Source organism: Acidianus ambivalens (assembly GCF_009729015.1).
GTDB classification, from domain to species: domain Archaea; phylum Thermoproteota; class Thermoprotei_A; order Sulfolobales; family Sulfolobaceae; genus Acidianus; species Acidianus ambivalens.
The window spans coordinates 1,638,274-1,663,688 of record NZ_CP045482.1 but is presented as its reverse complement, the minus strand read 5'-3'; the positions used below and the strand labels follow the sequence as shown (position 1 = coordinate 1,663,688).

General features: G+C 34.9%; 21 protein-coding genes. 8 read left to right on the top strand and 13 right to left on the bottom strand.

Annotated features, from left to right (window positions below; all coding sequences use genetic code 11):
* Positions 1-17: 17 nt before the first annotated feature.
* From D1866_RS09455 to D1866_RS09445, 3 genes are all read right to left on the bottom strand, one after another.
* The gene (locus D1866_RS09455; RefSeq protein ID WP_170254104.1) at positions 18-2,537 is read right to left on the bottom strand and encodes an ABC transporter transmembrane domain-containing protein; all 2,520 of its coding nucleotides are present in this window, start codon (positions 2,535-2,537) and stop codon (positions 18-20) included.
* Positions 2,538-2,611: 74 nt separating this feature from the next.
* Positions 2,612-3,010 (bottom strand): PH domain-containing protein, encoded by a 399-nt coding sequence (locus D1866_RS09450; RefSeq protein WP_152939364.1) that lies wholly within the window; start codon positions 3,008-3,010, stop codon positions 2,612-2,614.
* Positions 2,974-3,948 carry an ABC transporter ATP-binding protein gene (locus D1866_RS09445; protein ID WP_152939362.1) on the bottom strand — a complete coding sequence of 325 codons (975 nt, stop codon included), beginning with the start codon at positions 3,946-3,948 and terminating at the stop codon, positions 2,974-2,976. The genes D1866_RS09450 and D1866_RS09445 overlap by 37 nt, the downstream gene beginning before the upstream one ends.
* Positions 3,949-4,175: 227 nt before the next feature.
* Between D1866_RS09445 and D1866_RS09440 the strand changes: the two genes are divergently transcribed.
* The 5 genes from D1866_RS09440 to D1866_RS09420 all read left to right on the top strand — a co-directional run bounded on the left by D1866_RS09440 (position 4,176) and on the right by D1866_RS09420 (position 10,784).
* The gene (locus D1866_RS09440; RefSeq protein ID WP_152939360.1) at positions 4,176-5,210 is read left to right on the top strand and encodes an ABC transporter permease; all 1,035 of its coding nucleotides are present in this window, start codon (positions 4,176-4,178) and stop codon (positions 5,208-5,210) included.
* The gene (locus D1866_RS09435) at positions 5,207-6,277 is read left to right on the top strand and encodes an ABC transporter permease (protein ID WP_231136306.1); all 1,071 of its coding nucleotides are present in this window, start codon (positions 5,207-5,209) and stop codon (positions 6,275-6,277) included. Before D1866_RS09440 ends, D1866_RS09435 begins: the two co-directional genes overlap by 4 nt.
* Before the next feature lie 9 nt (positions 6,278-6,286).
* Positions 6,287-7,255, top strand: coding sequence for an ABC transporter ATP-binding protein (locus tag D1866_RS09430; protein WP_152939358.1), 969 nt, complete (start codon positions 6,287-6,289; stop codon positions 7,253-7,255).
* Positions 7,256-7,442: 187 nt separating this feature from the next.
* Entirely contained in the window at positions 7,443-9,389 is a 1,947-nt protein-coding gene (locus D1866_RS09425) for an ABC transporter substrate-binding protein (protein WP_420809237.1), read from the top strand.
* Between the two features lie 150 nt (positions 9,390-9,539).
* Positions 9,540-10,784, top strand: coding sequence for an amidohydrolase family protein (locus tag D1866_RS09420; protein ID WP_152939354.1), 1,245 nt, complete (start codon positions 9,540-9,542; stop codon positions 10,782-10,784).
* Between the two features lie 76 nt (positions 10,785-10,860).
* Here the strand turns inward: D1866_RS09420 and D1866_RS09415 are convergent, their stop codons facing one another.
* From D1866_RS09415 to D1866_RS09390, 6 genes are all read right to left on the bottom strand, one after another.
* Positions 10,861-11,016: a hypothetical protein gene (locus D1866_RS09415; RefSeq protein ID WP_152939352.1), complete on the bottom strand. Its 156-nt coding sequence runs from the start codon at positions 11,014-11,016 to the stop codon at positions 10,861-10,863.
* Positions 11,017-11,538, bottom strand: a complete 522-nt coding sequence (locus tag D1866_RS09410; protein ID WP_152939350.1) for a hypothetical protein — start codon at positions 11,536-11,538, stop codon at positions 11,017-11,019.
* Positions 11,539-11,796: 258 nt separating this feature from the next.
* Entirely contained in the window at positions 11,797-12,180 is a 384-nt protein-coding gene (locus D1866_RS09405) for a hypothetical protein (protein ID WP_152939348.1), read from the bottom strand.
* 140 nt (positions 12,181-12,320) lie between these two features.
* Positions 12,321-12,530 (bottom strand): hypothetical protein, encoded by a 210-nt coding sequence (locus D1866_RS09400; protein WP_152939346.1) that lies wholly within the window; start codon positions 12,528-12,530, stop codon positions 12,321-12,323.
* Positions 12,531-12,685: 155 nt separating this feature from the next.
* On the bottom strand, positions 12,686-14,272 hold the full coding sequence (locus D1866_RS09395) for an APC family permease (RefSeq protein WP_152939344.1): 1,587 nt from the start codon (positions 14,270-14,272) through the stop codon (positions 12,686-12,688).
* A 300-nt stretch (positions 14,273-14,572) separates the two neighbouring features.
* Complete coding sequence (locus D1866_RS09390) at positions 14,573-15,484, bottom strand: Ldh family oxidoreductase (protein ID WP_152939341.1); 912 nt, start codon at positions 15,482-15,484, stop codon at positions 14,573-14,575.
* Between the two features lie 93 nt (positions 15,485-15,577).
* On the opposite strand from D1866_RS09390, the gene D1866_RS09385 reads away from it, so the two are divergent.
* Complete coding sequence (locus D1866_RS09385) at positions 15,578-15,910, top strand: hypothetical protein (RefSeq protein WP_152939339.1); 333 nt, start codon at positions 15,578-15,580, stop codon at positions 15,908-15,910.
* A gap of 556 nt (positions 15,911-16,466) precedes the next feature.
* Here D1866_RS09385 and D1866_RS09380 read toward each other — a convergent pair.
* Complete coding sequence (locus tag D1866_RS09380) at positions 16,467-17,303, bottom strand: DUF1028 domain-containing protein (RefSeq protein ID WP_152939337.1); 837 nt, start codon at positions 17,301-17,303, stop codon at positions 16,467-16,469.
* Between the two features lie 182 nt (positions 17,304-17,485).
* Here D1866_RS09380 and D1866_RS09375 point away from each other — a divergent pair, with 182 nt between their 5' ends.
* Both D1866_RS09375 and D1866_RS09370 read left to right on the top strand, forming a co-directional pair.
* Entirely contained in the window at positions 17,486-18,691 is a 1,206-nt protein-coding gene (locus D1866_RS09375; RefSeq protein WP_152939335.1) for a metal-dependent hydrolase family protein, read from the top strand.
* 89 nt (positions 18,692-18,780) lie between these two features.
* Positions 18,781-20,367, top strand: coding sequence for an APC family permease (locus D1866_RS09370; RefSeq protein WP_152939333.1), 1,587 nt, complete (start codon positions 18,781-18,783; stop codon positions 20,365-20,367).
* Between the two features lie 58 nt (positions 20,368-20,425).
* Here the strand turns inward: D1866_RS09370 and D1866_RS09365 are convergent, their stop codons facing one another.
* From D1866_RS09365 to D1866_RS09355, 3 genes are all read right to left on the bottom strand, one after another.
* Positions 20,426-21,757: an MFS transporter gene (locus tag D1866_RS09365; protein ID WP_152939331.1), complete on the bottom strand. Its 1,332-nt coding sequence runs from the start codon at positions 21,755-21,757 to the stop codon at positions 20,426-20,428.
* A gap of 9 nt (positions 21,758-21,766) precedes the next feature.
* The gene (locus tag D1866_RS09360; protein WP_152939329.1) at positions 21,767-23,203 is read right to left on the bottom strand and encodes a nitrite/sulfite reductase; all 1,437 of its coding nucleotides are present in this window, start codon (positions 23,201-23,203) and stop codon (positions 21,767-21,769) included.
* Between the two features lie 253 nt (positions 23,204-23,456).
* Positions 23,457-25,376 (bottom strand): molybdopterin oxidoreductase family protein, encoded by a 1,920-nt coding sequence (locus tag D1866_RS09355; protein WP_152939327.1) that lies wholly within the window; start codon positions 25,374-25,376, stop codon positions 23,457-23,459.
* Positions 25,377-25,415: the final 39 nt, after the last annotated feature.

Genomic DNA, 25,415 nt, shown 5'->3' with positions numbered 1-25,415 from the left:
TTCAGAAATCTCAGCTATTATAGTATTGCATCTATCATTTTAGCACTCCTTTTATCAATGGCATTTAATTCTATCTCAAAAACGTCGTCTTCAGTATCTATTATGAACACTTTCCCGTCTACTTTAAATAAGCTATTCCTTCCCCTGGTTTTAAAGCTAGTATTTCCTTTATTAGTAATTACCTTCCATACGAACTCATCTCCAGTAGTGTCTATCTTTATTATCCTCTCTATCTTAGGAATGAAGTACTTCCTTTCCAGTTCTTCCTCTATAATTTTACTACCTTTTACTTTCCTAAAATCCTCCACTGTAAAATATCGTCCTTCGTTAGTCTCTATTAAGAGGAAATAAGGTCTCGTTATGGGAAATGGTTTATAATAAGATTTAACCTCGTAAACTGTTCCTTCATAGACTACCTTATTCTTAGATAAAATTTCCAAATCCACTGGTTTTAACATTTCTAAATAGTAAGAGAACCCTTTTCCCTCTATTCTAGGTTTAGTTTCCTCCATGTATGGGATTTGCGTTTGAAATATTTGGTAAAATTTGCTATCCTTCTTCTTCAGTAATTCCTCCAAAGTTCCTTCCTCAACTATTCTACCTTCTTCCATTACGATTATTCTATCCGCGTAGTAAAGCGTAGAAATCCTGTGGGCTATCATAATAATTGTAGAATCCTTAAATTGTGAGATGATAGTGTACATTATTTTCCTCTCACTATAACTATCGACAGAAGACGTAGCCTCATCAAGTACTAACATTTTAGGATTTTTAAGAAATAACCTAGCAATTTCTATCATTTGTTTTTGTCCGCTGGAAATCTTATTCCCTCTCTCTCCTAAGTGGGTATCGTAGGCAAAAGGCATTTCCATGATAAAGTCATGTGCTCCGCTTGCCATAGCTGCTGCAACTATTTCCTCTGGCTTAGCATCTATTTTACCGTATCTTATGTTGTACTCTACCGTACCGTAGAATATTGTGGGTTCAGCTTTTATTAACCCTAATTGTTCCCTATAATTCTTAAGATCTAACTCCTTTAAAGGCACGCCGTCTATTAATATTTCACCACTCTGAGGATCGTAAAGCCTCAGAAGGAGCTTTACAACGGTTGACTTACCGGAGCCTGATTTACCTACTATCGCAATTTTTTCTCCCTTCTTAACCTTCAGGCTAAAGTCCTTAATTATAGGCTTTACTTGATCGTAACTGAAGGTAACGTTATTTAACTCAACGTCACCTTTTACCTCTATCTTCTTAGGATTATCAGCAATTTTTACGTCACTTTCTGCGTTAAATACTTCCATTAGTCTGTCCATTGAAGTTAAGGATTGTTGAGTAAAAGGAATAACGTTGTTGATTAAGTTTTGTACTGGTTGATAAAACATTGTAGTATAAGTTACGAAAGCTACTAAGCTTCCTAGCTCTATTTTTCCAGCAAGTACTTCCTCACCGCCAACGTACCATATTAGGACTGAAATTATGGAAATTGAAGCGCTTATTAAAGGAAACCACGTAAGGTTTGTTTTTATTACATTCATTTGCGCATTTATTACTTCACTGTTTAGCCTCGATAACCTTTTACTTTCAAAGTCCTCTTTAACGTATGACTTTATTGAATCTATGTTTGGTACGGTGTCTGTTAGTAGGGAAGATATATCCGCAGTCCTTCTCCACAACTTATGGTAAGCTATTTTACTCCTTTTCCTATACATTATTGTTCCTAGCACTATAATTGGAAATGGAATTAATGCGTAAAGTCCCAGTGAAGGAGTTATTAAAAAGATAGCCACTCCTACACCTACTATTGTTCCCACGTTTGTTATAATCGAAGGAATACCCCATGTTACGAACCATAAAGTGTTGCTAATATCAGTAGTAAGCCTGGATAGAATTCTTCCAGTGTTATATCTATCAATGAAACTAGAGGACATTTCCATTACATGTTTATATAATTTTAACCTAAGTTCGTTAACTATCCTTTGACCGTTCAAGTTTAAGATAAAGTTCTGTAAAGCGGAGAGAATAACGTTAAGGACGTTAACTGAAATCAGCGAAGCAATGAGGATAGGGAATAAGTAAATCTCCCTAACTTGAAATACATTATTTATTAGAATTTTCAGTAAATAGGGTGGAATTAAACTAAGTATTACAAGAATAGATGAAAGTATTGTTCCTAATATTATTTTATATTTATAAGGAGATATCAAAGAGATGATAAAATGCCTAGTATCCTTTTTTCTTTTTGTTTTTATTCTCTCCTCTTCTTCCCTTTCTTCTTTTCTTCCATCATACCTATTTTTAAGCGCATAATATAGGGTTAGTAGTTCCTCCTTTTTCCTGTTAGTAAACTCAGCTACTAATACTCTCCTTCCTTTATACGTGATATAAATTCTGTTAATTCCCAAACCTTCCTCTAAACTTACGTCCTCAATATCTGATAAATTGTAAGAATTTCCATTAACTTCCAATTTACCGTCATGAAGAGAAATCTTAACTCTGGAAAACTTTCCGTCATTAACGTCGGCTTCAAAATCCATATTAGAAGTATATAAATATCGATTAAAAATTTTTGAGTGTAAACGATTTAATGCATAAACATGCGTAGTTAAACTCATGTAGGTAAATATTTCCTTATTTCTGCTTCTACATTTTCAGGAAATTTTACGTCTCTTATTATCTCTACTTTTCCAGATTTTAATATAATGTATATTGAGCCAACGTTAAATTTTCTAGCCAACAGACCAGAGGAAATGAAATAGTCGTCAATAACATTATATTTTATTAGCTTCTTGGAGTAGGGAGACTTAATAATTATTCCATCCTCGCTTATCTCATATAAATAAGCCTTCTTCCATAAAGCATACATAATTAACATGAGGAAGGCTATCAAAAGGAATATAAGGAAATTAAATAGAGTCTTGGGATTAATGTTTAAAAATATGGAAAACACTCCAATAAGGATCGAACCTTTAATTATTGTTTTCTTAAGTTCTGGTCTAGTAACCAACATGCTACACTTCTCCCGCCAATATCAAATAATGGAGGTTCTTTTTCCTTGCATATATTCATAACGTAAGGACACCTTGGATGAAACCTGCAACCGCTTGGTGGATTTATTAATGAAGGGACTTCACCTTCGGGGGGTTTTAGTTCTTTCTTAGACAAGGATGGAACTGATGATATTAAACTTTGAGTATAAGGATGTTTCGGAGACGAGAACACGTCTTCAACGCTTCCTATTTCAAAGATTTTTCCTGCATAAAGTACAGCTATCCTATCAGAAATGTACCTCGCTACGTTTATATTATGCGTAATAAACATGTAAGTTATCTTCCTTTCCCTTTGGATCTTTACTAGTAAATTGAGGATTTGAGCTTGTACTGAAACGTCTAAAGCAGAAGTAGGTTCATCAAGCACTATAAACTCTGGATTACTAACAAGCGCTCTCGCTATTGTAACTCTCTGTTGTTGTCCTCCAGAAAGTTCCCTCGGATACTTATTTGCAACGTAATCAAAATCTAAACCTACTTCTTCTAAAGTATCTTTTACTATCTTCCTCTTCTCTTCCTTAGGAATATTTCTAATCGGTTCTGCAACTATGTCGAAAATCTTCATCCTGGGATCCATACTACTTGCAGGGTTTTGAAAGACCATTTGAATTTTCTTCCTTATTTTCCCTACATTATCCTTAGTAATTTTTTCACCTTTAAATATAAGTTCTCCTTCAGTTGGTTGTTCTAAAGTTGCTAGAATTCTTCCTAAGGTTGTCTTACCGGATCCGCTTTCACCAACAACACCCAAAGTTTCATTTTCAAAAATGTCTATGCTCACATCGTCTAGAGCTCTTACAACTATAGGCTCTTTTTTACTTATCCTATCCAGTAGTCCATTTCTTCCTACGACGTAGTACTTCTTTATGTGTACAGCGGAATAAAGTACATCACCCATGACCTAGCCCCTTTGCTAAAAGTCCTATGATATCCTTATATAAAACGTTAATCTGAGCAAGCGTGAATCTCTTCTTCTTTAACATGAAATACATTATAACTATTTATTTTTAAATATTATGCACATCAATGCTGAGGTTTTAATTCTTTGAATTCATGCTAGTATAAACATTTACAATAAACTTAACGTTGCATAATGTTTAAAAATCAATTAGTATAAAGTACTTCATGCCAAGCGCAGAACTAATAAAGTTTACAATAAGGAGAATAATAAACGGAATCATTACATTATTACTCCTTATATTATTCGTATTTATATTAGTTCACGCCGCAGCACCTAACCCTTATGCATTAGCAAGAATATATGCAGGTAATCCTCACGCTCCTCCTACAGAAATTCAACAAATCATAAAGGAGTATGGATTAAATGAACCTATATATGAGCAATTTATTTCGTATATAACGGACATATTTAGAGGCAATTGGGGTTTAGATCCAATCTATAAAGTTCCAGAGATTACCTTGCTTTCAAAGTTCCTTGCAATTAGTTTGCAAATAGTAATTCCCGGAGATATATTAGCTGCAGTACTAGGCATAATCACTGGAGCAATAGCTGCTGCTAATAGAGGAAAAGCTAAGGACAAGACAATAAAGGTAGTATATATATTAACTTGGGCTTCACCGCCGTTTTTAGTAGCATTTTTACTTCAGTTATTTATAGCTTATGACCTAGGATTATTACCGGCGACTGGAACCGTAAACGTGCTTCTTCCAGATCCTCCTAATTATACTCCATTCCCAATTCTTAATGCATTAATAGCAGGAGATTGGCCTTACTTCATTTCAGCAGTAAGACACGCAGTTTTACCTGCAATATCTATAGCAGTAATAACATTTGGCCTTTTCACCAGAGTAACTAGGGCGTCAATGTTAGATGCTTTAGAATCAGAGTATACTAAATTATCCCTTGCAAAAGGCTTGTCAAGGAACTACGTAGTTTATAGAATAGCCTTAAGGAATAGTTTAATACCGGTCATGACGCTAATAGCCTTATTTTTTGGCTATTCAGTTGCCGGTGCAGTAGTAGTTGAGGATATATTTGATTATCACGGTATAGGTTGGTTTGTTACTCAAGCTATAGAAAGCTTGGACTACATTGCCGTACTGGATTTCACAATAATAATAGGTATTGCAATCATTATAGCAAACTTTATTGCAGATTTACTTTATGCAGTATTAGATCCTAGGGTGAAGTTAGGATGAAAAAGTACTTGCTAGGTGTCATCGTATACTTAGCCCTTAACTTAATATTATTTATGATATTCTCATCAAGGTCGACTTTAAGGTCAATGGGAATCCTTTCAGAGAACGCAGTTCCTTATATTCTATTCTTTTCCGTAAGTATTATGGCTAGTGCCGATTTTATACTGTTCTACTTTTTTAAGAATAGTGGTTCTATTAGAGCAGTTATGAGGAGTAAGATAGCACTAGTATCGCTAGTCGTCATCTCAGCTTACTATAGTTGGTCAATACTTGAAGGATTATTACAGTACGCTGCCTCTTCCCTGGATTATATTAAATTATCTTATATGCTCTTACCTTACAATCCTTTCGCCTTTAATTTTCCATTTCAATCCCTTCAACCTCCTTCATTAGCTCATCCATTTGGAACAAATTATAACGGAGAAGATATATTAACCAGAATACTTTATGCGACACCTTCTGCCGCTGAAATATCTACAGTAGTAGTTATATTTGCCGTAATTGTTGGTTCGATAATAGGAATATTTGCAGGTTATTTTGGAGGAATTATTGACGAAATTTTAATGAGAATAACCGACGTATTCCTAGCAGTGCCCGGGTTAATAATTGTAATAGCTATTAGCGTAATTTTACACCCTACTTATACTAGCGCAATGATAGGCTTAATGGTACCATGGTGGTCTACATATGCAAGGCTATTTAGAAGCCAAACTCTTGTAGTTAAGAACATGAATTATATAGACTCCGCAAGGCTTAGCGGTTTAGGAAACTTTGGAATTATAATAAAACATGTATTTCACAATACGATTGACCCAATAATAGCTTATGCAGCTTTAGATTTTGGAAACGTTATACTAACTTATTCAGTACTAACTTTCTTAGGAATAGGTCTTCAAGCTCCAGGCTATCCTGAGTGGGGTTCAATGGTTTCAAACGGAATGGATTACTTACCTCAAGCGTGGTGGTATCCTTTATTTCCTTCGTTAGCTATACTGCTAATAGTTTCATCATTTGTAGTACTAGGAGACAGATTACAAGACGTGATGGCAGGTAGAATAAGTTATTAAGGTGATTTCATGTTACTTCAGATAAAAGATCTCACGGTAAGTTACAAACTTCCTATCGGTAAAGTAAAAATTTTGGACAACGTCAGTATGAACATTGATAAAGGTGAAATAGTAGGCATTGTAGGAGAATCTGGATCGGGAAAATCTACTTTAGGACATTCTATAATTAGATTAACTCCTCCAAATACGGTCTTTGATGGTGGAGAAATAATATTTGATGGAAAGGATATACTCAAAATGAAGGAAGTTGAATTAAGGCAAATTAGAGGGACAGGAATTTTTATGGTTTTTCAAAATCCGCTAAATAGCCTTAATCCCGTTAAGATAATAAAACAACAACTTCTAGAGGCACTTAAAGTAAGAGCTGAAAGGGACGGAAAGGAAATTGACGATAAGGAAGCTGAGGAGATCATAATTAACACAGTAAAGGACGTTAGATTACCCGATCCTAAGGAAATTATTAAAAAATATCCTCATCAGCTCTCCGGAGGCCAAATACAGAGGGTAGTAATAGCAATGGCGCTTCTATTAAGGCCCAAATTACTAATAGCTGATGAACCTACATCTGCATTAGACGTTACAATTCAAGCTCAAGTAGTAAAGTTATTTAAACAATTGAGGGAAGAAGAGGGTACTGCAATAATATTCATATCCCACGATATTTCATTAGTATATGCAATAGCTGATAGGCTAGTAGTATTGTATGCAGGAAGACTTATGGAGGATGGAAAGATAGATGACGTGATAAAGAATCCCCTTCACCCTTATACTCAAGGACTAATATCAAGTATTCCTAATATAACTAAAAAGGAAGGAGAACTAAAGGCAATTGAAGGAAATCCACCATCGTTCCTTATCTTGCCAAAAGGCTGTAAATTCAGCCCTAGATGTCCTAAAGTCATGCAGGTTTGCAAAGAAAAGGATCCAGAAATTATAGAGAAAGACGGAAGAAAAGTAAGATGTTGGCTATACGACTAACGGGTATTAATTTTGTTTAGTTTTATTAAATAGCGTAATATAGAAGATATTAAACTATATATTATACTCTTTAAAAGCTGATAATTTTTAACATTAAATTAAGAATTCCACATAACTAATGGATAATTTTTTATACCATAAGTAGTCTTTTAAAACGATAAATATGTCTAATAAAAAACTCTTAGGATTGAGCAAAACTTTAGGCGTTATAATTGCTATAATAATTATAGTTGCTGTAATAGGAGGAGCAGTATATTATATCAGCACTACACATCATCCTACAACAGTTACTCCAACTATATCATTAGCCCCACCAACTACAGACACATTAACAGATGTTGCACAAACTGCACCACCAGACGCTCTAGATCCAGCAACTGGCTTCTACGTACAGGACGGTCCTTTGTTTACTGCTGTTTTTCAAGAGCTTGTTGAATTTAATGGCTCAAATTACCACGAGGTAGTTCCAGTAATTGCCGAGAATTACACAACTCCTAACTATCAGAATTACTACTTCTACTTGAGGCCTTGCGTGCACTTTGCTGATGGAGTTCAAGTTAATGCTTCAACCGTTTGGTTCTCCCTCTATAGGACTATATTAATGGGTCAAGGACCGGGAGTTGCAAACTACATCGGTTTACTATTTAACTCGACAGTTTACGCAGTTTCTGGTTACGCAATACCTTGGGGAGTATGTTACGCAATAGAGAACGCAACGGGATTACACACTGTAGGAAATTATAATTTAACCGCTCACGTATTAGCTTACATACTCTCTCATTTCAACGCAAATAATGCTACAATACAGAAGATAATGAGTTATCCAAACCAAGCAGTAGTAGTAAAAGGACCATATGAAGTAGAAATAAACACACTAGAGCCTTACAAGTTCTTCTTATATGATATAGCATCATGGTGGGGTGCTATTGTTAATCCTGTTTGTGTTGACATGCACGGTGGTGTAGTTCCTAATTCTCCAAACTCTTGCTTGGACGAGCATGGAATGAATGGTACCGGTCCTTACGTTATAGTTAAGGTCTGTCCGGGATTCTCAACGATTGAATTAGAAGCTAATCCTAACTACTGGGCAGTAGGAAAGAATGTTCCGGCAGTTGCTGAGCCTGCACACATAAAGTACATTATCATTAACTACGGATTGAGCCACAATGATAGGGTAGAAGACTTCGTAAAGAATCAAGCACAGATTTCGTATATATCAATACCATACTTATCACAAATACTAGGAACATCACCATATAATGAAATTCCAATGAATGCATCATTCAGAAACTTTGGTGCAGAACCAGGAGTACTGTATATTTCATTAAATACTCAGAAGTTCCCGACCAATATTACAGACTTTAGGTTGGCAATAGAGCATGCAATTAATTACAGTGCATTATTGTCAATATTCTCCTATAATGGCAAACCATTAGCAGCAGAATTTGTAGGCCCAATATCTCCACAATTCCCAGGTTACTATAATCCAGATAATTTATCAGTATATTGTTATAATCCTTCATTGGCAATGCACTACTTGAACGAAGCTGGATACATTGGTCACTTCTATGTGGTCCTACCAAATGGCACAACGATAGGTGACACTTCCGGAACTCAGTTACCACCGCTTTCCTTATATGCATTAGCTCCGGTTAACGAACTTGAGCAGGACGAGTTAGAAATAATATCTCATGATTTAAGTCAAATAGGAATATCAACAACAGTATATTACGTGTTACCATCAGTAACCGACGGTTGGACTACTACAAACGGAACGCCAGTAATGGTAGATTTAGGCTGGTTCCCAGATTGGCCTGACCCAGTATTCCAGCAATTAATGCCTTTAACTGACGTTCAATTCGGCGGAATTTCCGGTAACTTAGCGTGGGTTGATAATTCTGAATTACAATCAATGTATAATACTCTACCCTTCATTACTAATACAACACTACAAGAAGAAATGGTTGCAAAGGCATACAGCATAATTTACAACTGCGCACCATACGTATGGTTACCAGTGCCGGACACATACTTCTTCGTACAACCATACGTACACGGATTTGTATACAACCCCTATGTAGGATACTTCTATAACATGATGTACTATAACGGAACGTATACATATACAATGTAATAAGATATTTTTGTTTTTCCCCTTCCTTATTATGTAACTTGCTTGGATTCATTTAAAAAGAGAGAGTGCACGTAGATAATTTCCTTCTAATAATCTTTACGCGCAATAACATACGGAAACGCCTTTAATTCCCTTTTGCATGAATATTATATGCTAATAAAAAACGTAAAATTCCAAGAGGATAGTAATGAGAATCATTCTATATATATTAACGATGAGGGAATAATAGAGTGCATAGACTGCAATAATAAAGATGGAGAAATAATAGATGCTAAAGGTAGGCTAATTTCTAAACCTTTTGTAAATCCGCATGCTCATTTAGGTTATGCATTAACTTTAAACTATGCAAGACATAACTTGAGCGGTACGCTAATAGAAGGAGTTGAAATAATAAGGGAAGAGGTGTCTCAAAAAATAACTCAGGAAGATTTAGAGAAAAGATTAGAAAAAATAATAAGAATGCATTTCATTAACGGTGTATTTTATGTTAGGTCACATGACCCGGTTTGGAACGATGTTGTATTTAAAATGCTTAAGGCTAGGGATAATCCTTTAGTAGATATTCAAGTTGTTGCATTTCCTTCTCCTGGATTCTTTTTTAATGAAAACCTCGAAAAGATTAGGAAAGCATTAGAAGAAGGTGCAGAAGTTGTTGGGTTAATTCCTCACAGTGAACGTTCTTATGAAGAAGGCATTAAGTCTGTTATGGTTGCTTTTGATCTTGCTGTTGAGTATAATAAATTGATTGACGGTCACGTTGATGAGACTGACGATCCTAATTCTAGGTTTTCTGAGGTTGTTGCTAGGGAGGCTTTGAGCAGAAATTACGGTTCAAAGACTTCTATTAGCCATATGACTGCTTCCCACTCTTATGATAATTGGTATTTTCATAAGTTAACTCTCCTGCTGAGGGAGGCAGGAGTTTCAATAATTTCTAACCCAATTGTTAGCATGCATTTACAAGGCCGTTATGATAATTATCCTAAGAGGAGGGGTATTGCTAGGATTAGGGAGTTAATTAATGCAGGAATTAACGTAGCTTTGGGGAGTGATAATGTAGCAGACCCAATTTACCCCCTTGGTGACTATAACATGCTAAGAGTAGCACAAGAAGCATTCTTAGCAGACCACTTCACATCAAACGAGATTAACAAGCTACTTGACTTAATAACTACTAATGCTTATAAAGCGTTAAACATAAAGACTCCTCAGATAAGAGAAGGAGAAAAGGCAGAATTCATAATCCTACAAACTAAGACAATTTACGACGCAATAAGGACAGCATTACCACCATACTTAGTAGTAAGAGGAAAACACTACGCAATTAATGAAATAAAAACAAGAATAGACGAAAATGAAGAAACGGATAAAATAATAAACATAATGGATAAATAAGTCAAAATATGAGCTTCCTATAAAAGGAGCAGAATTAATGTCCGTTTAAATGAAGAAAAGTAAGTTCTGATGCAGATTATCTAGGCATAGGAGTTAACACTCTAAAATATATGTCTGCACAAGAGGATAATGTAGCAATAGTGTCATTCATACATCCCTCGTATTTTACTACTAACTTATATTCTCCTATACCATTACTGCATATTACTGACTTAGGTATGCATATTAGCACTTAATGTCCATTCTCGTTATAGGTATTTTTCCATATTAAGTTATTCCCCTTATAAAGGCAGGCTACTAGTTTTCCGAACATTACGTTTAAAGTAACTGGATTTTGTACGGGAGTACAGATAACACAATGAAAGCTCACATCAACGCTAAATATAATATAGCTTGGAAGACTATCAATGAAATATTCCGTATTTCCTGTTATATAAACGAGTGTACAATAGGATTTATAAACTTGATTTGAAGATATTCTAAAATAGTATACTGGAATATTAAACTTGAAGCCGTTAAGGCAATAAGAATATGAACTAGTAGCAACGCATACTAAAAATTGCTCGTTTATTGGACAACTTATTACGAAATTGTTATCATATGCTACTAAGCTTTCGCTACTTTGAGCTATTTCAAAATCTAATCCTGCTGAGGATAAAATTATTGGCATTGCAGCTTCAGGAGCGCCAGAAAATAAACCTAGAGCTAACGCAACAGCTCCTATTGTAAATCCCAAATCCAGGGTACCAGCCATCCCTTTCTTCAAATTGTGACGTATAGGATAAAAATTCTGACGGTTCACCATGTTTTGGTTCAGCGTGATAGTACGGTAAAAATTCTACGTCTTTAAGGTATTTAGTTAATATTTTATAATATTGTGAACTAGGATACGCATAAGATAAAGTATTAGGCTGAAAACATTTTATAAATGTCGTTACAGTATAATTATTTAATGGCTGTTCTTTATTTCCTCCGTTTTTATAGGCTTGAAATACTACAGCTTCAATTTTTCCTAAAACGTAGAGGAAACCAGAACTGGGATGAGATCTCCACCTATAGGAAGTGTGCTTGATATTAAACAGCAATGCGTAACTTCAGTTACTGGGCCTTCAATAGAATACTCAACTTCGCCATATTCATTCTCTAACGCAACGGAACCCCATATACATTTTATAAAAATTGTTAGAGTATCAGCACTATTTGCATTTGTCGTTGAATTTATAAATACAAGGGGTATTGGAATTATTGTAGAGACGTTACAGAATACTGGAACCCATCTAATATTCAAACAAGAGGAGGTAGTATAATTTATGAAATTATTAAGATTAACATCAACTATTGAAGGAATAAAACAACCATTAAAATTTAGAGTTGCGCTCCTAACTGCATAATACATTTTATTTCCTTCAACATAACTTATAAGGAATATTAAAGAAGGAGTATTGAAATTTCCTTGCCATACTGAAATTAGTCCAGAGAGTTGAAAAGATTGCAGAGAGGCATAACCTAAAAACGTAGTTAAGGAAGCTACTTGGGTTATTTTACTGCTTGAAGGATAGTCCGCAAAACCTGAACCTCTGCACCGTTTACCGGAGTTGAATTAAGGGTTACATATATTGTAAGTTTTTTATCAAACGCCGGAAAGCTGATAAAAGAATTAAAAGGAGGTATAACAGAAAGAATCTTGATTACTATTACTATTAAAAGTATAATGGAGATGTACTTTATTATGAGTTTTCCTTTCATATACTAAGCAATTTCTAACCTTATATTTAAGTCTTATTACTGCTAAGAAATGAATGAATTAAATATAAAATAAGAATATTAAAGATTTTAGATCATTTTGGTATTAAATTTGAATAGTACAAAGATCTAGCGAATTAGAATCTGTGATGCTATCGCTATTCTGGAGGAATTTCCTTGAAAGTTAAGGATAAATCTATTCCCTGCTTCTCCCTAATCTTTCTTACTACCTCATAAAGTGCAATAGAAACTATTGGAACTCCAACTATTATCCCTATATTTAAAGGTAAGTTAACGAAAACCACAGAGCTGAAAGCTTTACATATTATAGCGTAGAGTATCATTAATATTGCAGGGAACACTACTGCGAAGGCTGAGATACCGCCTAGAATCGCAAGTTTGTTATCTTTTACTCCGTACAATTTCTTCTTACTAATTACTATGGCAGAAATTGCGGCAGTAAAGTATTGATATAACATGAAAACTATTATAGTAGTCATTGCACTCTCGCTAAAGCCCAAGTATATTTCTAATACGTCAAATACTACTGCTAACGCTACAATGAATAGCGTAGAATATATTGGAGTCCTAAACTTCTCGCTGACCTTTGTAAAGAAAGAAGGGGCTAGCCAATCGAAGGCTATTGCGAATAAAGTCCTACTCGGTATTGCTAAGTCTATTATTGAATAAAGCAAATACCAGGTTATTGCGCCGGCTACAATTAGTATAATAAGCGGAACATTATTTAAGAAAGGTACTGCAACGTACGCCAACAGGGAAGTAGTTGCTATGGGAATTCCTCCGCTTGAAGAAGACCATCCCATTGAGGAGGTGTAATCGTAAAACCCTTCTCCTACAAAGTATTGTAATTCATATATAAGTATTATTGATAATATTGCAGTTATAATGTAAGAAATTATTATTCCAGAGAATAGGCTTTTTTCAGCCTTCTTAATTTCACCTCCAAAGTACGTTGGAGCGTTATTATATAGGAATAGAAAAGCTGCTATTGCTGACATCAAAACTAACGTCTGGACGGAGTTAAAGCTATATGACGTTGACGAGATTAATGAAGAGTAACTTGGCCCTCCAAAGCTTTCCGAGACCTTTGTGAAAATTGCGGGATAAGAAGATCCCACAAGTGCTAAGCCTATTATCATTCCTAGCGTACCAATAATTTGTACTGCAGTTAAAGTAGTAATTATCCTAGCAAAAATCTTAGTCCTTACTATTGTAACTAATGCTACTAATCCTATTATCAATAATGTAGTCCCAAAAAATATTGGAGAAGTCTCAGAGCAAAAAGCAAAGTTCCTTGCAAAGGAAATAAGCGATGGGTCGTGAAAGGTTATTCCCAAAATTTGTAATGAAGGCTCTAAAACTAATGGAAGTTCCAGTTGTGCTAATATAGGAACACCGCTTGCGAAAATGAAAATGTTTGATATTGCTTGTATAAATCCAATCCTGGGTCCCAAAGTTCTTGATATATAAATATAATCTCCGGCAGATCTGGGTATTATCCTCGAAAGATAGTAATACATTATAGCCACAGGGAACATTAATAAAGCTGCTATGACGCCGGAAATTATCCAACTAGCTCCAACTAACGCTACCGCAAAAGTTAGCGGATAAGCTACTCCAGCTGCAGGACCTAAATATGAGAAGTTCATGGAGAATGCATCCTTAGCATCAATTTCCCTAATTAGCCCAGACGATTCTCTAACAAAAGTTCTCTTACCTTGCATAGAGGACGTTAATAAGAATTATAAATAAATTTTCTTATCCATTACTTTAAACAGAGTTTACTTTATAGCCAAGTTTACTTTCCATTTATTAAAAATGTCTTGCATTACAGCTCTATCGTCTTAAATAGATTACATGAATAATGTATAAGAAAAAATAATATTATTCTACAAAAAACTAGATTATATAAAAAGTTTTTATAAATTAAGGGTTATATATTGTTAACTTTTTAACGAAAGTGATGTATTGAAAGCAATTAACTGAAAAGTTTTAAGAAGGCTGAGCCCTTTAATACAAAATTATCATTGTGCTAGATTGACCAAGGTCTTCCATAAATTATCTGGAATTTCTAAATCTTTTATATTTTTTAGTTTACTCTCTTTATTTAGTAAATAATAATTGCTTGGCAATCTTAATAAGACATTCTTGAAATTTTCGTTAGCTCTTAAAACCAACGCTATGAAAGGATTAACGTCCTCTTCGTCCGAGAACATTGTAGTAAATAGTTCTATTCCTAAGGCTATATTAAATCCCTTGTAATCACCTATCGGTAGTAAAGCACCGCCTTCTAAAAGGTCCTTCGGATTGTCACTCAGTTCGCCTTCTTTATTAACAATAACGTTCGAGTCTAACTTTTCTCCTTTAATATACTTTTCTAAGGCTTTGCCGAAGGATGTAACGCTTAACGCTGTATCTATTATTATTCCAGGAAAACCGAAGCTTATAGGGTTATTACCCAAAATCCTTCCTTTCATACCTTTTAACGAAATTAATGGCGGGGATCTTGCCATAATTAGACTGGCGTAGTTGCCTTTGGATAACCCCCTAGTAAAAGTGGAAAGTCTACCTAAATGCGAGATATTTTTTCCTATAACTACGTAATAATCCAGATTCTTTTCTAAGAGATAATTAACGAGCTTTCTCAAAACTACTTGGCCGAAAGTCATGTTCCCATTAACGGTAATAAGGTTTTCTCCACTTATCTCTACTTTTCCCTTAGGGTTAATTGGAGGAATTTTCTGTCCTCCTATATCTACTTCTTCTCCATTTGCTAATTTTATATAATAAGGAATTAGTTGTAGACCGTGGTCTGAATGTCCTTCAATTTCAGCCTCTACGAGTTCTTCGGATAAATATTTAGCGTATTCAGCATAAGTTACCTTAGAGAAGATCTTGTAAACCAATTCTTTTGCTTCTTCAACGTCTACCTTCATAATTAAAATGAGGCTCTTATATTTTTAAAACTTCATAAGCAAGCGGAGAGATAGCCCACGATGCATTTAATAAGGCCCAGAAAGAAATAGCATATGGTAAACGAGATAGAAATTGCTTACGAAAACGTCTGGAATTTTTTATTAAATAACAAGGAAGTATACGTCTTAAGAGCAAGCTATATTCAACCCGGAAAATACATTTGCAGGCATAATATACAGGAAGTTGAGTGTGTCATTGACCAAGTTATTGAAGCCAATCCAATGATAATGAGGCAGTATTTAGATAAGAGCGGCTTCTCCTCATTACCAGAGTGGATGATGAGTGCGGCTAAAGTTCACATGAGCCATGTTAGGGGAGGTCCGTTTAGAAAAATGATGTCCTTAGCTGATAAGAAGTATTTACTACATGTAGTGTTAGCCAAATAATTCTCAATTTAATGCACTATTAGAGAATGAGGGATTGAAAATTCTATCAAAATTTGATTTAGAAGTATCCGTTTCGCTCACTTTGTATATTATATGCAGTATATCTAAGAATAATCATTTGTTGTCCTCCTTCCTCTTCTTCTTATAGAGAATAGAAATTAAAAATGAAAGTAAAAACGCAAAGATCAAAATAACAATTGTAGCAATGATCTGATTGATTATAAGCATAATTCTCTAACAAAGGGATAAGCTAAAAGATTAAGTGCTTTCATCTCGTTAGCCTAATAAAGGATAAAAGCATAACTCATTTTAAATACTATTAATTATAAAATATTCATAGAATTCTCTCCTATATATAAAAAACTTAAACATTAATACAAAGGTAAAAGAGAGCATAGAATAATTTAGGTAAGAATAACTTACATCTCCTGCAATATTTTTTAATCCTCTTACCACTTTAAAAATTATGATTAATAAAGATGAAATAGTTAAGCAATTAAAGAGAGAGAATATAGAAACTTATGAAGACACTAAGTTAGTTAGGGAAAAATCTAGATTATTGAGTCTCAACCTTTATATTAGCCTGATCCAGTAGTACTTTAAGTACGGTTTTGCCTATTTTATCCCCAGTATATTTAGCCTCAAAATTATTTATCTCAACCCAATCCCTTAAAGAGCTGTAACCCAACGACTTCAACGCCTTATTAATTACATCACTATAATCGGATACATTTACCATTTCTTCATCTATGAACGTTGAAATCCAGAGGTTTAATATTCTCTCTAACTCCTTTATAGGTTCCTTATGATCGTCAACCCTTACGTCCACATATTTTCCTATTTTTATAGGGTTTATTTTGTCATTAACTGTAATGCTTTTCTCATCTTCCTTCTTAACTACAATAATAGCAGCACTCTGTTTTCCTCTTCTATCTCCTCCTTTATCCTCTCCAGCTTTTAACGCTCTCAGTATTCTTTCGTATATTTTTCCTCTCCCCTCGGCCTCTTTAGCCATTGCCTCTAATACTTCCTCTCCTGCCAGTATGTTACCTTGAACTGTGAATTTATCTCCCACAATATGCCCTGCATATGGATGGCACTCTTTTCCGGTAAATGCTACTGCTAATCCCTTAGAATCTACAATACCTACTTGCCTTCTCTCTCTTAAAGGATCGGAATCGATTAAAATTTTTAGGGTTTTGTCTGCGTCGTATTTCTCTAGTAATTCTAAACCTTTTCTTCCAAATTCAAGGTTAGCTAGGGCTTGAGTTGCTATTGCACCTACTCCTGCTTTTAGCCAAGGTACTAGAGAACCCACAGCTAAAAACTTACTTGCAACTCCTACTCCCCAAGCTTCCTCGTTTGGGTCGTATACAACGATTGAAAAGGTCATATGCATGATAGCGTAAAGGAGATAATTAATCTTATGGTAATTATACCTCGTTATTAGCCAACATTAACTTTTAAATAGGCCATGAAGTTAAGAAAGTTGAGCTAGTCGGAAAAAGCCTTGATGGTTCAACAGTCTAGAGAATATAAAGCAAATTTTATAACTAGAGAAAAAATGCATATCACATGCTAGCAATAAAAGGCAAGTTATTTGACGGAGAAAAAGTGGACGAAGGAGTAGTACTAATCGAAGGAGGGAAAATAATCAAGGTTGGTAAAGACATAGATACTTCAGACGTAAAAGTCATAGAAGGTGACTTCATAACCCCAGGATTAATTGATGCACACGTTCACTTCTTTGGAGTAAGTAATGACAACGTGTTAGAGTGGAATATAACCTCAGAAGGATTATCGACTGCAAGAAGCGTAAGCGATATGATAAGGCTTTTATCAGCTGGGTTTACCACCGTAAGGGACTTAGGTAGTAAATCTGCAGTTTATTTAAGTAAGGCAGAGAAAGAAGGGACGATTATAGGGCCTAGAGTTATAGCCTCAGGTTACTCAATAGCCGAAACCGGTGGTAATGATGACCCAAAGGATTTGCCTTTAGACATGGCTCAACGCCTTTCTTACTCTTTTTACTGCGATTCCCCTTGGGAATGTAGAAAAGCAGTAAGGCTGGCAATAAGGCAGGGAGCAGGAGTAATAAAAGTTTATGCCTCTGGTGCATTTTCGCAAGGAGGAAAGGTTAAGGTAGCATTAACTATTGACGATTTAAAGGCAATAGTCGACGAAGCTCATAAAGCAGGCTTAAAAGTTGCATCCCACGCTTACGGAGAAGAGGCAATAGCGAACAGCATTGAGGCAGGAGTTGACACAATCGAGCACGGACTAGGTCTCACAGAAAGCCTGGCAAAGGAGATAAAAAGGAAAGGAATTTGTTACATTCCAACGTTAGCAACTTACGACGTTAACCCTAAGATATCTAAGCTTGACGAGGAAATAAGGGAAAAGCGGGAAGAACTAATAAGGAGGCATTTTACAGACGATATGACGATTGCGGTAGAACATGAACTTAAGATAGCCGCAGGCACGGATTACGTTGGCTCAGCAGAGAGGCCTCATGGTATGAATTATAAGGAGATTGTTTTGTTAAGTAAGTACATGTCATTGGAGAAAGCGTTATCATCAGCTACTTCTATAGCTGGAGAATGCCTAGGTATAAATGCGGGGAAATTAAAAGAGGGTTACGTAGCTGACATTGCTATATTCGGTAAAGTTAATTCAGCAGAGGATTTGAATCCTTTCAACGTTAAATACACTGTTAGAAAAGGAAGATTATACGACTCTAAAGTACTTAGGGACTTATTCTGGGACACTATAAAGAGGTAAAAAGTTATCATAAATCTTGTTTATAAATTAAAAATATTTTTCTACTAATATGAGAAAGAATTAAATACTATTTATCAATAAATCTTAATATGTCAAAGGGACTCTTCATTAGGGAGTCTTCTGGTTTAGTAAGGCAAATGGATGCCAGACATTCTTTTTCTAAAGTATTTGTTTTTATAAATCCATTATCAGTTTATTATACACTACTTTACGCCCCGGCTCTACCTTCAGCCAGTTGGAGCATAGGCATAATACTTCCTGTAATACTTGCATTACCTGTTTTTCTAGTTTATTTATTCCTATCAGAATATGTGCCTAGGTCTTCAGGAGAATATATTTACATTTCAAGGATATTAGGTCCGATTCCTGCATCAATACAAGGTTATGCTACAATAATCTTTAACGTCCTAATAGCAGCAATTGCCTCACAGTTGGAAGTAACTGCAGGCATTTCTCCGGCTTTACAAATAATAGGACTTTCCCTTCACGACAACTCATTATTTAACCTAGGTACAAGTCTGTCTACTACTTATTTCTTTCCCTTTACTACAGCGTTAATCATAATCTTTTGGGTAATAAGCCTTCTTTCACCTAAATATTTTTCAACATACATATACGTTGTAGCCATTATGGATACTTTAGGTTCAATACTAATATCTTACCTCTTGTTATCCTCTGGGGTTGGAGTATATAGTAACGCTTTCAATCACTTCTCTTCATTATTCTCTGGTCCTACATATCAAAGTCTTTATTCACAAGGGCTTAATTATTATTCCACAAGCATAAGTCCTTTACAAACTCTAATTTTCTCAGTTTTAATGCTCATGTGGGTTTACGTTTGGTTCTTTGGGCCATCCTATTTCGCAGGAGAATATAAGCAGGCAACTAGGACTTTAAAAATAGGTATGATATCTGGCTATCTAATAGCCTCGATCATAACTATTTTACTGGTCTTAGGAGTAAGTTATACAATTAGTATACCGTTCTTTAACTTTGTAGCATTGCAGGGTTGGGGAAATATTCCAATTTCTCCATCAGAAGGATTTTTAGCTTGGACTGGAATTTTAACTCTTCCCTATCCTTTCTTTGCCATTATTACTATGGCATTAAGTGCTTCAATCTTTATGGCAATTCCGTTAAATTTTGCATTACCTTCTAGGGTTATCCTAGCAATGGCTTTTGACAGATTATTGCCAGAAAAATTAGCTTACGTAAGCCCTAGACTTAAAACGCCCATTATAGCTAGTGCAGTTTTACTTCCAATTTCAATATTCTTTAATTATGCTACAATTTACCTTAACTTAGCAGTATCTTTAATTGGATTGGTTATTCTAATCTTCATTTATCAATTTTTGTTAGCTACAATATCTGCAGCTGTTGCAGGATTTAAAGGAATAAGAGGAGTAAGCTTAACTAGTAATGAGAAACTGAAATTAATGATAAGCGGAATTTTAGCCTCAATTATTTTGGGGCTTTCGATAGTAGTAACGCTTTGGTACGGTTACGTTAATAGCTTATTTGGTAGTATGGTTTTTGCTGGAAACGAGCTAGGTACTTTAATCTTAATAGCTATTGATCCCTTGTTGGGAATTATAACTTATATTCTGGCAAAGTGGTATAGGAATAGACAAGGTATTGATGTCAACTTAGTATTTAATGAGATACCGCCAGATTAGAATATTTAAAAATTAATATAGAGTTTTAAAATTAAATTTATATCATAATATTTGAATTTTATGTTAACTTTTTATTACTAGATTGTGTAGTGGCCTCAATCACTTTTATCTTATCTTTGAATTTATGATATTTGTTCCATAAAACTACTGAGAATATTAGTGAAATTAATCCAAGAGCAATATAAACACTGAATCCCAAGGAATATCCTATCTTTCCTAATATTAGTACAAAGTACGCTAGCACTGGAGGCAATATTAAGCCACCTGCAGAACCTAATCCACCCACTAGGCCCGAAGCTCCACCTACCGCGTCTGGCTCGTATTTTGGTACTAACTTATATACTGCAGCATTGGCAATACCCATTCCTATTGCCATTACTATTTCACCTGTAATGGCGAAGGGGAGGGAATGGGCTAATATCATTATTGAACTGCCAACTATAAGTATGGTATAAGACATTATAGATATTCTCTCACCTCCGAATTTATCCGATAAAAAGCCGCCTAAGACTCTAATTAATGCTGCCAGTAATGAATATACAATACCAGTTAATATTCCAGCCTCAATTAGCGATATTCCTATGTATTTAGTCCAGTAAGTAGGAAACCACTCTGTTAAAGCTTCAAAGCCGCCAAAACTTGTAAAATACATTGTTACTAACAACCATGTTTGCCATTTCCTTATAGCATATTTTAGAGTAGCTTTTGCATTAGTAGGAAACACCTCTTGACCTAATGCTAAGGCCCTACTTTTAGCCTCCTCTTGACTATAGCCTCTCTTTAATAATTGTTGGTAATAATTATCATAACCAATAAGGACAAATACTATAGTCATAGCAACTAAGAACGCTAGCCATCCTTCGTATGCCCCTATTAAACCTAAAGACAATAGCGCATATGGAATGATAGCTGTAAATATTCCAGGTGCAGTATTTCCTAAACCTGCATATATTCCTAATGCGGTACCTTGCTTCTTCTCAGGATACCAATAGGAGACGTAAGTAATCCCAGAAGAGAAGATTGAGATTCCTGTCCCGGCTAATGCTCCAAATAATAGTAATAACCAGTATGCCTCTAAATCTGATAAAGATTTAAGCTTGTAAAGTGTAGAAATTATTCCTAATACTCCTATAATAGAGATTGTTAACTGTAAAAATATTATTCTCCTCCCTCCCCAAGTGTCAACTAAGGCTGAGAAGGGTATTCTAAGGAAAGCGCCAGTTACTAGTGGAATTGCTACTAACCAAGCTGCTTCAACAATGTTTAAGTGAAGTATTGGCTCTATCTTATGAACGGTAATTCCATATAAGGCTACAGCAGCGAAGCCTGCGAAAAACGCTATTGTACCTGCTACGAGGCTTACTTGTCTATTACCTTTAACTTCTGTCATATACACACCCTAAGGGGTCTTAACTTGAATTTTTTGTTTTTCTTCAAATTCTTCAAATCCTTGGACTTTCTCCATTAATCTCTCTTTTATTAGTTCAGAGTCTAAGTCATTTTCGTCAATCTCGCCTTTTTTAATCATATCTACTATAATCTCTGTAACTTCCATGTACTTATCAGCTGGAATAGAGCCGATCAGCTTACCTAGATTTTTATTTCCTCCACCTATTACTATGTTGAGTCTTACATTGCCCATATTAGCGACAGCTCCGAATCCTATGTCCATAATCCAATGCCTACCACAGGAATGAGTACACCCGCTGAATGATATGCGTAGTCTTATATTTTCCTGCTTTAATCTTTCGTAAACCTTTGCGGCCATTTCGGTAGTTGGAACTAGGGCAGGAGGACAGTAATCATTGCCTATACAAGAATTAACATTAAACGCTTTTTCCCATATTTTATTTGATAATTGATATGGAGATAATATGTCTACCTTCTCTTTTATGTCATTTTTTGTAATTGGAATATATAACTCTTGAGTGTTGAATAAATATCCGTAACCCTCATTTTCCTCCATAATTCTCACTAATTCTGGAACATCGTCTGTTGGTAACCATCCGCCAATAGGTTTAATTGTAAGAATTTTATCAAATTCAACTTTTTCTGGCGTCAAATCCTCGTTAAATATTGGTAAAGAGTTTGCTATAGAATTTGCCTCTTGAATAATCATTTCCTTAATCTTTTCTTCTCCATACCTCTCCACTACGTGCTTAAAACCTCTTTTTTCTTTCTCTCTTTTTAAGATATTTGCTACAGCAACACAAATTGGTAATAATTTATCTGGAGGCACGTCTGTAAAGAGGGTTTTTCCTTCAAAAGCCTGGTCACCGATTCCTCCACCTATCATTACATCAAACTTATCTTTATCCTTAGCTATAATACCTACATCCATAATAGCTGGAGTTGCACAGCCGATTTCGCATGCAGAAACGGATATTTTAACTCTCTTAGGTAACGCAGGATATTCATAATCTTTATTATGTCTGAAAAAGCTTGCAATAAATAGTCCTAATTTTTCAGCATTGACTTTAGCCTTTGGGCATAGCTGAGAAGGACAAGGTATTACATTTCTAACAGATGCTCCGCAAGAGTCCCTAGGATCTAAACCTACCGACTCTAGATCTTGTAATACTATTTCTAAGTTTTTCATGTCTATCCCATAAAGTTCTACATCACCCCTTGTAGTTAATTGTATCTTTTTATTTCCGTAGTTGTTAGCTATTTCAGCCAGTTTCTCCCATTGATTGGCATACCATTTTGCAGGATCCCTTCCAATGCCTTGCCTTATTCTTATTGATACTAACGGATTATCTCCTCTACTTGTATAGATTCCTTCATACCTTTTTGGGTAAAACTGTTTAAACTTATCTCTAAAGGTTATGCTCATAAGTGTACAAGCAGTTGAAAAAGTATAAAGGTATTATGGCCATAAACGTAAATTATTTTTAAATATAATGATAGATTCTTTTGAAGTAGATAAATGAATTTCATACTCTATAAGGAAAGTTCATCTCTTCGGAACTTGTTTTCTAGCTGTCCCTTATTATTAAAAATAGATTTATCTCGAACAATAAGAACAAGAAATAATAAAATCTACAAAGATTAGTATAAAAATTATTTTGAAACAAAGAAATTGACATCTAGCTCTTAACAACTTTAATAGAGCTTACTATAATTTCCTTAAATGCAGGTTCCTTACTAATTTTGTCGATTTTCCAATCCATTAAAGAGTTCGCTTTTCCCCAATGAAAAGGTACAAAGATAATACCCTTAGATAATCTATTAGAGGTCTTAGCTCTAAATATTAACGAGTTCTCCCTTGTACTTATTTCTACAATATCCCCAGTCTTTATCCCTAATTCTTTCGCGTCTTCTTCAGAAATTAACATTTCATCTTCTTCTATATCATTTATCATAATTAGTTTGAGATTATTCCTATATTTAGTGTTCCATAAGGCTAATAATCTCCCAGTTATTAATACAAACCCCTCCTGTAGACTATAATTAGGTTCAACAGCTTTTGTCCTTAATACTATTGGCTTATATTTGCTTTGCTTGTAACCGCTGAATTCACCATATCTTATCCCCTTGTAGTCTACTGGTGTATTTTCAGTAATTTTAACTAATTCATCAAATATATCCTTAATATCTCTGTTCATCTTAAAGTTTAATTTTTCTCCAACTATCTTAGCAATTTCATAATCAGCCTTAAGATTTGACTCACGTATCTTTGGCATATAAGATACAGTTCTATCTCCCGTAGTGTGAATTCCGGCTCTCTCACTCCAAGTAGCAACTGGAATAACCATATCCGAAGAGCTTACAGTCTCAGTCTCATAAGCGTCTTGAGTTACTACTAAATCAACATAAGATAATAATTCCTTGAACTTATTTGATCTAGGCAAAGATATTACTGGATTCGTACCTATAATCCAGAGAACTTTTATTTTTCTCTCCTCCATTAATTCGTAAAACTCTGTTATTGTATAATAATTTCTAGATATAGTGTAACGTGGAATCTGCCAGAAATCTTCGACTTCCCTAACTTGATCCTCGTTATCTACATATCTTAAACCCGGCAACATTCCAGCTAATGCTCCTATTTCCCTTGCGCCCATAGAATTATGCTGTCCGGTCAACGGCAATACTCCTTTACCTTCTCCGTAAACGTTATCCGTTAGCATAGCCATCGTAGCTATAAGTATCCCTAAATCTGTACCGTAACTCCTCTGATTTATTCCCATGCCCCACATAAATACTGTATTTGTATTAATTATTCTCTCAGCAACGTCTCTAATAACTTTCTCGTCTATGGACAAAAGTTGTGAAACCTTTGACGGATACCACGCCATTGCGATATTCTTTAGGTCTTCAATATTCTCTATTTGATCTATATTTCTAGATTTAGATATTAAATAATAAATTAATCCATACAATAAAATTATATCCCCACCAGGAGGTATTTTAATGAAATAATCTGCATGTTCAGCGGTTTCCGTTAATACTGGATCAATTACAATAATCTTCTTATCCTTATCAGAATTTTTTGCATGCAACATTTGATTCCACAATACTGGGTATGAAGAAGCAGGATTTGCACCTATTATAAATAGGGTTTCAGCTTTATCTATATCGTCGTAATTAGCTGTAGGCAACGGATATCCGAAAGAATACTTTAATGCGTAAGCAGCACTAGCCATGCAAAGCCTTACATTGGAGTCAAATACTCCAGTACCTATAAATCCCTTCCCAAGCTTCACAAAAAGATATTGATCCTCAGTAGGTATTTGAGCGCCCATGTAAAAAGCTATAGAATTTTTACTATATTTCTTTATATTTCTCCTAATATATGTGGAGAGTACACTTAAAGCATTGTCCAAATCAATTTCCTTACCGTCCAATGTAGGGTTAATAAGCCTTTTAGATTTCAGAGTGTCAGGAAGCAAAGCAGCCTTAATACACATCATTCCTTTATTAGTTATATATTTAGTAGGAGTTATCCTATCTTTTTCAAACTCTACTCCGCAACCAATTCCACAATAAGGGCAAATTGTTTTCATTTAGCTTTAATTTTTTATTAGTTAGATTTAAGAATTTTG

Excerpts from the sequence above, each read along its gene's own strand:
- D1866_RS09400 (WP_152939346.1), bottom strand. The coding sequence starts at position 12,530 with ATGAAAGGAAAACTCATAATAAAGTACATCTCCATTATACTTTTAATA.
- D1866_RS09375 (WP_152939335.1), top strand. The coding sequence starts at position 17,486 with ATGCTAGCAATAAAAGGCAAGTTATTTGACGGAGAAAAAGTGGACGAA.
- D1866_RS09395 (WP_152939344.1), bottom strand. The coding sequence starts at position 14,272 with ATGCAAGGTAAGAGAACTTTTGTTAGAGAATCGTCTGGGCTAATTAGG.
- D1866_RS09365 (WP_152939331.1), bottom strand. The coding sequence starts at position 21,757 with ATGACAGAAGTTAAAGGTAATAGACAAGTAAGCCTCGTAGCAGGTACA.
- D1866_RS09360 (WP_152939329.1), bottom strand. The coding sequence starts at position 23,203 with ATGAGCATAACCTTTAGAGATAAGTTTAAACAGTTTTACCCAAAAAGG.
- D1866_RS09455 (WP_170254104.1), bottom strand. The coding sequence starts at position 2,537 with ATGGATTTTGAAGCCGACGTTAATGACGGAAAGTTTTCCAGAGTTAAG.
- D1866_RS09445 (WP_152939362.1), bottom strand. The coding sequence starts at position 3,948 with ATGGGTGATGTACTTTATTCCGCTGTACACATAAAGAAGTACTACGTC.
- D1866_RS09355 (WP_152939327.1), bottom strand. The coding sequence starts at position 25,376 with ATGAAAACAATTTGCCCTTATTGTGGAATTGGTTGCGGAGTAGAGTTT.
- D1866_RS09450 (WP_152939364.1), bottom strand. The coding sequence starts at position 3,010 with ATGTTGGTTACTAGACCAGAACTTAAGAAAACAATAATTAAAGGTTCG.
- D1866_RS09420 (WP_152939354.1), top strand. The coding sequence starts at position 9,540 with ATGCTAATAAAAAACGTAAAATTCCAAGAGGATAGTAATGAGAATCAT.
- D1866_RS09435 (WP_231136306.1), top strand. The coding sequence starts at position 5,207 with ATGAAAAAGTACTTGCTAGGTGTCATCGTATACTTAGCCCTTAACTTA.
- D1866_RS09410 (WP_152939350.1), bottom strand. The coding sequence starts at position 11,538 with ATGGCTGGTACCCTGGATTTGGGATTTACAATAGGAGCTGTTGCGTTA.
- D1866_RS09370 (WP_152939333.1), top strand. The coding sequence starts at position 18,781 with ATGTCAAAGGGACTCTTCATTAGGGAGTCTTCTGGTTTAGTAAGGCAA.
- D1866_RS09440 (WP_152939360.1), top strand. The coding sequence starts at position 4,176 with ATGCCAAGCGCAGAACTAATAAAGTTTACAATAAGGAGAATAATAAAC.
- D1866_RS09390 (WP_152939341.1), bottom strand. The coding sequence starts at position 15,484 with ATGAAGGTAGACGTTGAAGAAGCAAAAGAATTGGTTTACAAGATCTTC.
- D1866_RS09405 (WP_152939348.1), bottom strand. The coding sequence starts at position 12,180 with ATGTATTATGCAGTTAGGAGCGCAACTCTAAATTTTAATGGTTGTTTT.
- D1866_RS09380 (WP_152939337.1), bottom strand. The coding sequence starts at position 17,303 with ATGACCTTTTCAATCGTTGTATACGACCCAAACGAGGAAGCTTGGGGA.
- D1866_RS09430 (WP_152939358.1), top strand. The coding sequence starts at position 6,287 with ATGTTACTTCAGATAAAAGATCTCACGGTAAGTTACAAACTTCCTATC.
- D1866_RS09385 (WP_152939339.1), top strand. The coding sequence starts at position 15,578 with ATGGTAAACGAGATAGAAATTGCTTACGAAAACGTCTGGAATTTTTTA.